Origin of the sequence: Moorena sp. SIO4E2, assembly GCF_010671945.1 — a bacterium.
Lineage (GTDB): Bacteria > Cyanobacteriota > Cyanobacteriia > Cyanobacteriales > Coleofasciculaceae > Moorena > Moorena producens.
The window spans coordinates 1-12,699 of the sequence record NZ_JAAHIE010000183.1; the positions used below are offsets into that span (position 1 = coordinate 1).

12 protein-coding genes and 1 pseudogene are annotated in these 12,699 nt (G+C 45.1%); 9 read left to right on the forward strand and 4 right to left on the reverse strand.

Going from position 1 to position 12,699, the window contains the following annotated elements; translation table 11 throughout:
* The first annotated feature begins 399 nt into the window (after window positions 1-399).
* Together cpcB and cpcA are read left to right on the forward strand one after the other, a co-directional pair.
* Window positions 400-918, forward strand: a complete 519-nt coding sequence (gene cpcB / locus F6K37_RS18910; RefSeq protein ID WP_287251560.1) for a C-phycocyanin subunit beta — start codon at window positions 400-402, stop codon at window positions 916-918.
* 89 nt (window positions 919-1,007) lie between these two features.
* Window positions 1,008-1,496, forward strand: coding sequence for a C-phycocyanin subunit alpha (gene cpcA, locus F6K37_RS18915; RefSeq protein WP_287251561.1), 489 nt, complete (start codon window positions 1,008-1,010; stop codon window positions 1,494-1,496).
* A 22-nt stretch (window positions 1,497-1,518) separates the two neighbouring features.
* Here the strand turns inward: cpcA and F6K37_RS18920 are convergent, their stop codons facing one another.
* A complete protein-coding gene (locus tag F6K37_RS18920) occupies window positions 1,519-1,644 on the reverse strand; it encodes a hypothetical protein (RefSeq protein ID WP_287251562.1) in 126 nt (41 codons plus the stop codon).
* 161 nt (window positions 1,645-1,805) lie between these two features.
* On the opposite strand from F6K37_RS18920, the gene cpcE reads away from it, so the two are divergent.
* On the forward strand, window positions 1,806-2,642 hold the full coding sequence (cpcE, locus tag F6K37_RS18925) for a C-phycocyanin alpha-cysteine-84 phycocyanobilin lyase subunit CpcE (protein ID WP_287251563.1): 837 nt from the start codon (window positions 1,806-1,808) through the stop codon (window positions 2,640-2,642).
* A gap of 224 nt (window positions 2,643-2,866) precedes the next feature.
* A complete protein-coding gene (gene cpcF / locus F6K37_RS18930) occupies window positions 2,867-3,496 on the forward strand; it encodes a C-phycocyanin alpha-cysteine-84 phycocyanobilin lyase subunit CpcF (protein WP_287251564.1) in 630 nt (209 codons plus the stop codon).
* An 82-nt stretch (window positions 3,497-3,578) separates the two neighbouring features.
* On the opposite strand, the gene prmA is transcribed toward cpcF, so the two are convergent.
* Window positions 3,579-4,475 (reverse strand): 50S ribosomal protein L11 methyltransferase, encoded by an 897-nt coding sequence (gene prmA / locus F6K37_RS18935; protein WP_287251565.1) that lies wholly within the window; start codon window positions 4,473-4,475, stop codon window positions 3,579-3,581.
* Between the two features lie 180 nt (window positions 4,476-4,655).
* The gene (gene serA / locus F6K37_RS18940; RefSeq protein WP_008184540.1) at window positions 4,656-6,236 is read right to left on the reverse strand and encodes a phosphoglycerate dehydrogenase; all 1,581 of its coding nucleotides are present in this window, start codon (window positions 6,234-6,236) and stop codon (window positions 4,656-4,658) included.
* Between the two features lie 361 nt (window positions 6,237-6,597).
* Here serA and F6K37_RS18945 point away from each other — a divergent pair, with 361 nt between their 5' ends.
* The 3 genes from F6K37_RS18945 (at window position 6,598) to F6K37_RS18955 (ending at window position 10,908) form a co-directional block, all read left to right on the forward strand.
* On the forward strand, window positions 6,598-7,113 hold the full coding sequence (locus F6K37_RS18945; RefSeq protein ID WP_008184537.1) for a hypothetical protein: 516 nt from the start codon (window positions 6,598-6,600) through the stop codon (window positions 7,111-7,113).
* A gap of 422 nt (window positions 7,114-7,535) precedes the next feature.
* Window positions 7,536-8,315, forward strand: coding sequence for a photosystem II electron transport protein, Sll1252 family (locus F6K37_RS18950; protein ID WP_287251568.1), 780 nt, complete (start codon window positions 7,536-7,538; stop codon window positions 8,313-8,315).
* 520 nt (window positions 8,316-8,835) lie between these two features.
* A complete protein-coding gene (locus F6K37_RS18955) occupies window positions 8,836-10,908 on the forward strand; it encodes a DICT sensory domain-containing protein (RefSeq protein WP_008184531.1) in 2,073 nt (690 codons plus the stop codon).
* A 261-nt stretch (window positions 10,909-11,169) separates the two neighbouring features.
* On the opposite strand, the gene pdxH is transcribed toward F6K37_RS18955, so the two are convergent.
* On the reverse strand, window positions 11,170-11,814 hold the full coding sequence (gene pdxH / locus F6K37_RS18960) for a pyridoxamine 5'-phosphate oxidase (protein ID WP_044493265.1): 645 nt from the start codon (window positions 11,812-11,814) through the stop codon (window positions 11,170-11,172).
* A 228-nt stretch (window positions 11,815-12,042) separates the two neighbouring features.
* Here pdxH and F6K37_RS18965 point away from each other — a divergent pair, with 228 nt between their 5' ends.
* A complete protein-coding gene (locus F6K37_RS18965) occupies window positions 12,043-12,498 on the forward strand; it encodes a LapA family protein (protein WP_229419087.1) in 456 nt (151 codons plus the stop codon).
* Window positions 12,499-12,585: 87 nt separating this feature from the next.
* Window positions 12,586-12,699: pseudogene (locus F6K37_RS18970) on the forward strand (IS200/IS605 family transposase); the annotation flags it as partial.

The window sequence follows — 12,699 nt, forward strand, 5'->3', positions numbered from 1 at the left end:
GCAAGCCAGTTCTGATCTGCCGTTGCAATCAGACATCAAAAAATCTTAAACTCTTAACAAGATGTAACGAATAAAGGCTCGACATCATTGTATAAAAGTTACCTGAAGGGTAAATAGTGACAGGCGAAAGCCAACCAACCGGTTGAAACACAGCATTCCTAGGTCTCTCACCAAAACGTGAAGTTTTGTAATTTTTCTTAACGATCCGTTTTGTTACCAAACTCATGGGACAAAGACTAGGACAAAGACAAAGACAGAGAGATAGGAGTATTGGCTGTGGCTGGAGCATGTTCTATCCCGTTCCCGTTTCAAACTGCTTGATTCAGTTTGATTCAGTCTGAGTCTGTTTAACTGAAGCCCGTTTTGAAACAAAACCAACTAACCTAGGAGATTCCGTCAATGTTTGATGCGTTTACTAAGCTTGTTTCTCAGGCTGATGCCCAGGGTCAATACATTAGTACTGACCAACTAAATGCTCTTAGCGCTATGGTTAAGGACAGCAACAAGCGGATGGATGCAGTCAACCGCATTACCAGCAACTCTTCCACCATTGTGGCTAACGCGGCTCGCTCTCTGTTTGCTGAGCAACCCCAGTTAATCAATCCTGGTGGTAATGCCTACACCAGCCGTCGGATGGCTGCTTGCTTGCGTGATATGGAAATCATCCTGCGCTATGTGACTTACGCCATTTTTGCTGGTGATGCTAGTGTGCTGGAAGACCGCTGCCTCAATGGTCTGCGGGAAACCTACCTAGCTCTGGGAACTCCTGGTGCTTCGGTGGCAGTGGGTGTAGAAAAGATGAAGGATGCTGCGATTGCGATCGCTAACGACTCCAATGGCATCACCCCTGGTGATTGCAGCTCTCTGATGGCTGAAATTGGCAGCTACTTCGACAAAGCAGCTGGTGCGGTTGCCTAAAACGCTAAAGGCATATCACTTGCTGTCTAACTATCACAACTTCAAACGTTTTTGAAAACTTGACAAAATATTAGGGAGATACCTAGACAATGAAAACCCCGCTTACAGAAGCCGTCGCTGCTGCTGACGCTCAAGGTCGTTTTTTAAGTAATACAGAAATCCAGACTGCCTTCGGTCGATTCCAGCGGGCTACAGCTTGTTTAGAAGCCGCAAAAGCCTTAACTGCTAAAGCCTCAAGCTTGACTGACGGTGCAGCCCAAGCGGTGTATAACAAATTCCCTTACACCACTACCATGCCTGGATCAAACTACTCATCTGACGCTACAGGCAAAGCAAAATGCTCCCGTGATATCGGTTACTATCTGCGTATGGTTACTTACTGCCTAGTTGCTGGTGGTACTGGACCGATGGATGAGTACTTGATTGCTGGTTTAGATGAAATCAACCGTACCTTCGAGCTGTCTCCGAGCTGGTACATCGAAGCCCTCAAGTACATCAAAGCTAACCATGGTTTAAGTGGTCAGCCTGCTAATGAGGCAAATAACTACATTGACTACGCTATTAACGCCCTGAGCTAATTGCTCTTTTGGCCTGGAAAGGTCAGTAGGTGTTAGCAAGAACTAGCGTCTGCTGACCTTTCCGGGCATTGTTTTGTCTATCTAGTTTGTCTATAGCAAAGGGAGCAGGGAGCAGGGAGCAGGGAGTAGGGAGTAGGGAATATGGCATCAAAAATGCTCACAATTGATTTAGGTACCCTATATCTACAAGGATAAAGTAAGAAATTGGTAGGTTTTTTGAGGATACAGGAGACAGGAGCTAAGTAAAATGAAAATTAACAAGTCTAAATTAGCAAGTTTAAATTAACAAGTTTAAATTAGCAAGTTAAAATGTTGCAGCCTAGTCTTGAGAATTATGTTGAGACTGATAACTCGGAGTCATTAACTGTAGAGCAAGCCATCGCCAATCTACAAGGCAACGACCAGGGGCTTCGCTATTATGCAGCATGGTGGCTAGGAAAGTTCCGAGTCCGGGAACCAGTGGCAATTGATGCCCTAATCGCTGCGCTACAGGATCAGGAGAACCAGACAGAATTAGGAGGATATCCTCTGCGCCGGAATGCCGCTAGGGCACTAGGCAAACTAGGAGACCATCGAGCTGTGCCTGCGCTGATTGATTGTTTAGACTGCTCCGATTTTTATGTTAGGGAAGCAGCGGTACAATCTTTAGGGATGTTAGAAGATCGTACCTGTATTCCCAAGCTGATCAAATTGCTAGACGGAGGTTTAGAAGCAGCCCAGCCTATACCCGGAAGTCCCCACCTCGCCCAACCCTACAATGCTGTCATCGAAGCCTTGGGGGATCTTGGTGTAACTGAAGCTATTGACCTGATTGAAATATTCTTAGAGCATCCTAACCAGTTGGAACAGTATGCCGCAGCACGGGCGATGTACCAGCTAACTCAAAACCCTACTTATGCTGAACGTTTAATCAAAGCTTTGAGTGTTGATCAAGTACTACTGAGGCGGGCAGCTCTTTCCGATCTCGGGGCAATTGGTTATTTACCAGCAGCAGATGCGATCGCTCAGACCTCGGCAGAAAATAATCTCAAGCTACTCGCCCTCAAAGGAATTCTAGAGCATCACTTAGAAAACCATCCCACTGATGGTTGCCACCTATCGGAGACTGCAATTAAAATTATGAACTTGATGGATGGTCTTCTCTGAAGTGTGAAGTTTAAAGGATGAAGGATGAAGGATGAAGGATCAAGTTTCAAGAATCAAAGATCAAGTTTCAAATAATTTTATCTAATCATTTATCTAACTATTTTATCTAACCATTTATCTAACTATTACTCCGCCACTGGTGGGTTTTTATCCTTTTACCTTTTGCTTTAAACCTACCACTAGGGAACGCCTAGGGCAAACAACATTTAACCTTAGACTGCTTCATGACCAACACAACCCAAGGCCAAGAATTAATTCGAGCTGTGGAAGAGGCAGATTCTGCCTATAGCTTAGTAAAAGCAGTAAAAGCCTTGGCTAATGCTCGTTTAGAGGCTGCGATTCCCACTTTAATTGCAGTTCTTAGCTACAATAACCCAGGTGCAGCAGGAGTAGCTGCGGGTGGGCTAGTGGGATTAGGTAAAACAGCAGTACGGCAATTGCTAAACCTAATTGATGACTATAACTACGGAGGTAGAGCCTGGGCAATCCTCGCACTAGCAGGAATTGGCGATCCTAGAGCCTTAGATACCTTAATCGAAGCAGCTGAAAGTGACTTTTCTATGAGCGTCCGTCGAGCTGCTACAAAAGGTCTGGGCAGCCTGGACTGGGAGGATATGCCTAAAGATAAAATTCCTGCTGCCCAAGACCAAGCTTTTAAAACACTACTGCTAACCTGCCAAGACTCAGAATGGGTAGTTCGTTATTCTTCCGTAGTAGGATTGCAAGGTCTAGCTACTGCGGTAGCGGTTACCTATCCGGATCTGGCTGAGAGTATCAAAACTCATTTAGCGCAAATGTTTAAGACTGAAACCGATTTAACAGTGCGCACCCGCATCCAACTGGCTATTCAATAACTTGCATGAAGGTTTAAGGTTTAAGGTTTAAGGTTTAAGGTTTAAGATTTAAGGTTAAATTACCAAAATTACTAATAAGTAATCAGGAACGCCGAATATTAAAACAACACCAATCCTGATGCTTCCAGAGGGTGGCGACAATCCAGTTATTTTGTTCGAGGGTATCAGCAATCGGTTTCACTTGATCTAATAACACACCACTGATAACTCCCCAGCTGGTGGGTTTCGCAATAGCACTTATTAATGGAATTAAATCAATAATCACCTCTGCCAGAATATTGCAGAGGATACCATCTACTGGTTGACCATTAGTAAGCTTAGACAAGGTTTCTACACTACCTTGTTCTATGACCAGATCCTGGTCAGACATGTTGTTAAGAGAGCGGTTGTTGCGGGCAGCACCCACTGCTAAGGGGTCAGTATCGACGCCATAGACCTTTTTAGCCCCTAACAACACCGAGGCAATGGAGAGAATGCCCGAACCACAGCCAATATCCACTACCACATTGTCCTGATCACTGCTGAAGCCTAGACGCATCTCTAATGCTTCCAGGCATAACTGAGTGGTGGGATGGGTACCTGTGCCAAATGCTGCTCCAGGATCAAGGCGTAACAACATCCGTTCGGAAGGGTCTGGTAAAGGTAGCCAAGCGGGATAGATCAAAAAGCGATCGCCAACTTCTTGGGGTTCCCAGTATTGTTTCCAACTACTTGCCCAATCTTCCTCATCAATCAGGTGCCACCGAGTTATCGGTACTGGCAGACCTACAGTAAGGGCGTCCTGATTTACCCAAAGGGCAAGGGCGGCCAAATCCAACAGCTGTGCTTGTATTTGGGGTAAGTGAGCAAGCACTAGTTGAGAATGTCCCTTAAGCTGGCTGGACATTCCTCGACAACCAAACTTCTCCAATCGCCAGAAGATTAAATCCTCTAAGGCAGAGTCGCACAAAATTTGAATTTCCCACCAGCTATTTGCCATATCTTAGTTCCGAGGTCGAGAGTGCTGAGTTTAAGAGTGGGGAGTCAGCAGAGGGAGTTACCTGGTCTAAACTTAAGGATCAAGATTGTTTGTACCTATAACCTTTTCCCCATATTCAGCACCCAGCACTCAGCACTCAATAGTGAACGTATTCAGTACTGAACGTATTCAGTACTTAACTTATAAAGTTACCGTGTGAGCATCCCTAATCCCTGGCACCTTCATAATCTCTGTTAAAACTCCCTCCGGTAAGGGGTCATCTAGACTAAGAACCATAACTGCGTCACCCCGCACAATTTTGCGACCCACCTGCATACTGGCAATATTGACATTAAAACTACCCAGCAGAGAGCCAATTTTACCAATAATTCCCGGCATATCCCGGTGTACGGTAAACAGCATATAGTGAGTGGGAGGAACATTAATCGGGAATTCGTCGATACTGGTAATGTGGATTTCCCCATCATTCAACAGAGCACCCGTTACAGAATGTTTTCCCATGGACCCGGTAGCTGATAGATGTAGGGATCCAGAATAGTCTCGCATCGAAGCATCCCTGGTTTCAATTACCCGAATACCCCGCTCTTTTGCCTCAATGGATGCATTGACATAGTTTACCCGCTCTCGCAGTGCCTGGGAAAGTAAGCCTTTCAGGGCAGCAACCACTAAGGGCTGGCTTTCGTTGGTAGCTAACTCTCCCTGTAATCGGACATCAAGTAATTCAATGCGTCCCCCCGCCAGTTGAGCAACTAGGTTACCCAGAGTTTCTGCCAACTCCATGTATGGTCTGAGTTTTTCAATCACATTGGGTGACAATCCAGGAATATTAACTGCTGAACGGGCCGGTAAGCCTAAGAGGACATCCCGAATTTGTTCGGCTACATCAACAGCAACATTAACTTGGGCTTCTGCGGTAGATGCCCCTAGGTGGGGGGTCAAAACTATTTCTTTCCCCAATTCACGCAAGGGAGATTCTCCTAGTGGTTCTGATTCATAAACATCCAATGCTGCACCAGCAATCTGACCCTCTTTTAGTGCCTTAGCCAGGGCTTCTTCATCAATAATGCCTCCTCTGGAACAGTTGATAATTCGGGCAGTCGGCTTCATCTTAGCAATGGCTTCGTCATTAATTAGATGAGTGGTGTCTGGAGTTTTGGGGATATGCAGTGTGATGTAATCAGACTCCCGCAACAGCAAATCCATCTCGACTAAACGACAGCCTAGCTGTTCCGCCCGTTCCACGGAAATGAAGGGATCATAGGCCAGCAACTTCATTCCCATTGCTCGGGCTACGGTTGCCACATGGGAGCCAATTTTACCCAAGCCAACTACACCAAGGTTTTTTTTGTAAACTTCTGTGCCAATAAAAAGCTTACGCTGCCACTTATTGCTTTTAACTGACTGATTAGCATCGGAGATATGGCGAGATAGAGCTAGCATCATGGCCAGGGCATGTTCGGCTGCGGCTATAGTATTTCCTTCCGGAGAGTTAACCACTACAATCCCATGACGAGTTGCTGCTGGAATATCGACATTGTCAACCCCAACACCAGCACGACCAATGATCTTGAGTTGCTTGCCCGCCTCAATTACCTCTTGGGTAACGCGGGTGCCAGAGCGAATCATCAGAGCATCATAGTCTGGGATAATTGTCAATAGTTCTTCCGGTGATACATTCGGATTGAAATTAACCTCAGCAACTTGGGAAAGGATATCAATCCCAGCTTGATCAATTGAGTCAGAAACAAGAACCTTAGACATGACCAGGAGATAGGTTAATGGGCTATACACACGGTGCTGGAGCTATTCGATGAGAAACTAAGATCAACCCCAAGAGTACTAGAGATGAATCATCATCCAATAGCACTTAACTACAAGGAAATGTAGTTGAACAGGTCGATTTGTTCACATTCAGTAGCTCTGACCGCAGTATGCTATCTTAACTGCAAAGGTATCCCTGGATAGCTAGTGATCTAAAAGATTTTAAGTTTCCCCCATCTTTGATGGAAAATTTCTCAAAACTCTCACTGTTGAAAACCCCTGTGCTTGAGGCGGGGGATCAAAACGAGCTCAAGGAAGAGTTCAAGTCAAGTTCATATCTAGATAATCAGCACAACTGGCGATGAAATATGTGATTGCTGTATTCCCCAACCGCATTAAGGCAGAAGAAGCTTATACTGCTTTGGAAAAAGAAGAGTTACCTATGGATCGAGTAAGTATCTTGGGTAGAGGATATAAGAGTGCTGATGAGTTTGGATTCATTGACCCCAAACAACAGGGAATCAAGGGAGCCCGACGCATGGCATATTGGTTGATTCCCTTTGGATTTGCGGCGGGTTATCTGTTCAATGTGCTAACTGAAATAAAACTGTTTGGCTTCTCTAGTGAAATTGGTAACCATCTCCTGGGAGGGGTATTTGGTGCGATCGCAGCAGCAATGGGTAGCGTTTTCGTTGGAGGTGGGGTTGGGTTGAGTGTTGGTAGTGGTGATGCACTGCCTTATCGGAACCGTCTGAATCAGGGGAAATACTTAATTGTGGTTCAGGGATCCGAGAGTTTGACGGAGCTAGGGACTAAAATTCTGGGTCAGTTTCAGCCGGAGACTATTCAAAGGTATGAGTTCCTGGAGAGTAATTAAGGGTTGCGCAATTATTTTTGTGGTAAAAATCCCAAAGGCGCAAAGAGTGGTAAGTAACTAACCATAAATGTAAATAAAAATCAATAAAATTTAAGAAAGATAACTTTTATATTTAGTAATGGGTAATAGATGGTATAGGAAACTAATTACCTATTGCTAAATCGTAAGCATTCAGCTGTCAGCGGTCAGCCGTCAGCTTATTTTATTCAAAAGCTGTTCAGTGTAGCGTGGGTGGAACAGGCTTCTAGCCTGTGACTTAGCGCATTAGCTGATAGCACCTCAAGTAGCGTGTGCGTAGCACATAAGCTGATAGCTGATACGCGACACGCTGATAGCTGATAGCTTACGCTAAATCCTAATTACAATTTGAGGAAATAATTATTTAGAATTTGGAATCAAACGTCTTTAACAAGTTGTTAGAAATGCTACCTAGAGAAGAACTTTTAAAAAGTGTAGAGAATCGAGAGGATGTGGCTCGTGTGATTGACCAAGCTGATCAAGCAATTAAGACTTGGGAGGTGGTATTGACTGATTTTCTATCACCGCCAGTTTTGGTAGAGGTTGCTCAGCAGTTTCAACGGTTGACAGAGGTGCAATTACTGGCTTGGGGGGGATATCCTCAAGCGGAACGACAACGGTTAGGGATTGCCCGTGAGGAATTGCCTCTGGATCAATCTCAGGTAGAGGTGGTCGGTTTGGATATTGCTGGGAATTTTTTGTTTGATACGGCAACTCACCGGGATTTCTTGGGCGCAATTCTGGGAACTGGATTGGTGCGAGAGAAGATTGGGGACATTATTGTCTTGGGAGAGCGAGGTGCTCAGGTGATTGTCGTACCAGAATTGGTAGAGTTTCTGGAGCTGAATTTAAATCAGGTTCGTTCGGTACCTGTCAAAACTCAACGGATTGATTTGAGTGAACTCAAAGTTAAGGAACCGAAAAAGAAACTCAGAACAACAACAGAAGCTTCCATGCGTCTAGATGCGATCGCATCGGCTGGGTTTGGTATGTCCCGCAGCAAGATGGTGGATTTCATTACCACTGGGGATGTGCGGGTTAACTGGAAAGAGGTCAAACAATCTAGCTATACAGTCAAATCTGGAGATTTGATTGCCATTCGTGGTAAAGGACGCTTGGAGGTTGGGGATGTCTCTATTACTAAAAAACAACGATATCGAGTTGAATTAACGCGATACATCTGAAACAGGCTGGGGCTTCAACATTCGCTGTGTTCAATGTGTTCAATCCCCTTTGTATAAGATAAATTGAGAAAGGTACATATAAAAAGTCTATAGGCTGTCAACACCCCATACCCTGACTGGGAGTAAAGACCCCAGCTGGTTTTTCCTCCCCCGTCGCCCATAGGTGTGGTTTCCACGCTCCCGTGAAGTTTTAGCTTCCGGCAAAAGAAGCCCCACATCTGCGACGCTTGGCCTTTGGCCACGCTAAGGGAACGCGCTTGAGTGTGGGATGAATTTTGCACAGAGTATTTCACGAAAGACCAAGCGATGTGTTATTTTTTATATACTGACTTTCAAAGCCGTTCGCGTAGCGTGGCCAAAGGCCATAAATGCTGGTTTGTCGGTGGAACATTATTAAAAAAAAGTCAAAAAAACAGAGCGGTAGGGCAGTCCGTTCTTAAAGCGCAACGCCTCCTAAGCAATAGCCGGATTGGTTGCGAAGCCTACACTGAATCTTTCGATTCAGTGTAGGAGCTGTCACATGATTATTACCACTTCCGTGCTGCAAAGCTTACTGCAAGCTATACCTATACTGCGGTCACAGGTGTACTTCAAGTCTTCTTTGACCGCACTTTCCCATGCCATGGAAGATCAGGTATTAGCTGGCTCAGAGCAGCCGTTGGTCATTGCTAGCTTCCAGCGAGAGCGTTTCTACCGTCAGGAAGCTCATCGATATCGACGCATTGCTCAACAGACCCCCCAAGTCTATGTACTAGCAGCACCGGAAACAGAATTTAAGAGTAGTTCAGAGTATCACGAAACGGTGGCATTTGAACCCAACGATACCCTCTCTCAAGAATGGCATTTGGTAGTTATTGGGCAAAGTTACACAAACTGTTTGATTTGTCAAGAACGACCCACACCAATACTAGAGGTGACCAATGGGGAAATGGACTCATCCCGACGTTTTGAAGGCATCTGGACATTTGACCGGAGGGTGAGTCAAAAAGCAGCTGAGATATTACTCAATCGCATTCAAATTTACCGACCTGAACTGGCAGCTAAGATTGAACAGGCTAAATCTCAGTATTTAGATCAGTATTTAGAGAATTCATTAGTAGTTAGTGCTCAATTAACCCGAAACTCTACCAGTAATCTATCCCCTCTCGACCAAGCTCAAAGTTCCGAAAATTCTGACCCTTTTGTCCAGCGCTTGGTGACTTACCTACAGGCAGGTCAGTATAAATTGCTCAAAGCCTATCGCTCCATTGCTGCTCAGGGAAAGAAAGAATCTCTGATCAACTCTATTTCCAATGCCATTAGGCGATCCCTTGACCCCAATGCCATTCTTGAAGTCGCTGTGCAAGAGTTGGGTAAAGCCCTTGAAGCATCACGGTGTCTGATTTATCGCTGTAAAGGAACAGATACCACTACTATCATCAATCATGAGTTTTTAAAGCCCCTTAGTAAGGGGGATCAACCATTAGTGCCCACACTAGGAAAAATATGGCCATTGCAAGACAATTGTCTATTCCAAGAGGTTGTCCAGAGTGGAGAACCGATTTATGTAGAAGACACCCAGACAGATCCTCGGATTAACGGTACTAATTCCAAAAATAAAACTGGTAATCCAGGATCAAAAACCTTGCACAATCTAGTCCAAGAGTTTGCCATTCGCTCTTGGCTGAAGGTACCGGTGCTGTATCAGGGTCAGTTATTGGGCATGTTAGATCTACATCATTGTGGCTCCGAACCTTATCAATGGGAAAAGGATGAGTTAGCCTTAGTGGATGCGATCGCAACTCAAGTCGGTGTAGCTCTAATTCAAGCCGAAGCCTACGCCAACCTAGAAGATTTGAATCAGCAGCTAGAAGCTCTTGACCGCACCCGTAGCAATTTAGTCGCGATTACAGGTCATGAACTGCGGACTCCCCTATCCACAATTCAAGTATGTCTTGAGAGTCTAGCTAGTGAGCCAGATATGTCCCTAGAATTGCGTCAGGTGATGCTCAATACTGCCCTCGCTGACGCTGAACGAATGCGGAAACTGATTCAGGACTTCCTGACTCTTTCCCGCTTAGAAAGTGGTCGTGTTGAATGGCACCCAGAATCCCTGTCCCTAAGAGAGTGCATCGACCTTGCCCTGAGTAATGTTTGCGCTCGCCGTTCTGAAGATGAACGACCTAGTTTATCGGCTCAAGTTCCAGATAACCTTCCATTAGTCAAAGCCGACGGAGAGTGGCTAGTTGAAACTCTAGCTAGACTTCTCGATAATGCCTGCAAATTTACCAGCCCACAAGGAGAAGTAAAAATAAGTATCCAAACACTGGACAATTCCATGATAGTAGTTATTATCGAAGATTCTGGACGTGGTATTGAACCCAATCGGCTGGAAGCTGTGTTTGACCGCTTCTATCAAGAAGAAGGTGCTCTGCGGCGAACTACTGGGGGAACAGGGCTAGGTTTAGCAATTTGTCGCCAAATTGTCAAAGGCTGGGGTGGAAAAATTTGGGCAAATTCAGCTGGCAAAGACCAAGGTTCTCAGTTTTACTTTACTGTTCCTATTATCCAAACTCCAAAGTCAAAGCACTCAAAAGCTCGGCGTAAACGTTAGGGGATTCGAGATAGCGAAAGTTTGGGAGTGCTACAAAAGTAGTGATTTTAGCTCCTGTTACCTTGACCAGACCGTAAGCAAATCACCATATCTTTAGCACTACCAATACTTGAACCTTAATCTTTCATCCTTGATCAGCCGTTATACCTCTAAATTAGAGATTATTCAGTTAGAAAAAAAACGTCAAACCCTATTCCCCTGCTCCGGAGCTCTCTGCTCTCTTGCTGTCAGAACCATCAAATTCAAATGAAGACCAGCTTACTAAGGGGACAATCGTTTAATCACCCAATCCCGATCTTCACCACGATTGTAGAGCAACCGATCGTGGAGCCGACTGGGACGTCCCTGCCAAAACTCAATTTCTGATGGAATCACCCGGAACCCTCCCCAGTGGAGTGGACGAAGTACCTCTTTATTTTCATAGTCCTGCTTCAGTTGCTGTAGCCGTTGCTCTAACACCTCACGACTAGGGATGACTTGGCTTTGATCTGACACCCAAGCCCCCAGCTGAGAACCCTTGGGGCGGCTGTTAAAATAATCATCAGACTCAGCGGCTGTTAGCTTCTCCACTCGCCCCTCAATCCGTACCTGTCGTTCTAACTCAGCCCACCAAAACGTGATGGCAGCCCAAGGATTCTCGATTAACTGCTGCCCCTTGTTACTGTCATAATTAGTGTAAAAGACAAATCCCCGCTGATCGTAGCCTTTCAGCAGTACCATCCGGGCAGAAGGTTTACCATCGGGTGTTGCTGTCGCTATAGTCATGGCATTCGGTTCTGGCAATTGGGCAGCCACTGCCTGGTCAAACCAAATTTTGAATTGCTCAAAAGGATTGGGGTGGACATCGATTTCACTCAAACCCTTCAATGTGTATTCCTTACGTAAATCAGCTATTCTAGTATTCATGTGTCTTGCCTTATAATTGACCAGTTTTGGTGGCATTTTTTATACCTCCCTACCAAGCAGGTGTAGGCTTGAAGGAAAATCCAACTGCTGCTATACTGCACACAGTCATAACCTGAGCTAATCCAAGCTCCCCCCAGCCCCCCAAAATAGCGGGGGGAGAAGAGATAAAAAGTTCAGTTGATGACCGTGCCAAGTAGATGTCCTTGACCTGTGGGCGTTGGGACACCTGTGCACGTTCCAGTAATCGGCAAGTTAAAAAAGCCGATTTTTCGTGTTATCTGTTGTAGAAGTAGTAAGCAACTGCAACGGTTTTGGATTAAGCTGATGCGACAGATTAATTTTTTGCTGATTTTCTCTCTATGTCTGGCACTAGTCTTATTTGGCTTGGAAAATACCCAATCTGTTTCCATTAGGATTATTGATGGTATCCAGGTTAAGGCTCCCTTGGCGATTGCACTGATTCTAGCCATGTGGCTTGGAGCAGTAATAGCCTGGTTATTCAACTTGTGGACGCGATTTATCAATTTTATAGGAACTCGTAAGATGGTTGGGCAGATACGCTCGAAGGATGAACAGATTAGACAATTAGAAGACGACATTCAACAATACAAAATTGAGATTGAACAGAAACAGTTTCTCTTATCGGCATCTGACCCAATGGGAGATAATCCACTATTAGACTAATTCTAGGATTACCATAATTCTAGGATTACCATTGGGGATTGGTAAAATGTGAAGGAACTGAATCTCCCCTATACGCTATAGGATTCAATGCCTGAGCAATATAAGTCTAACAACAATGTTGTTTACTCTTGTAAGTACCCTGTTGTAGTTTGCCCTAAGTACAGACAAAAAGTTCTGACAGGCAACCTTGAGAGCACGCTC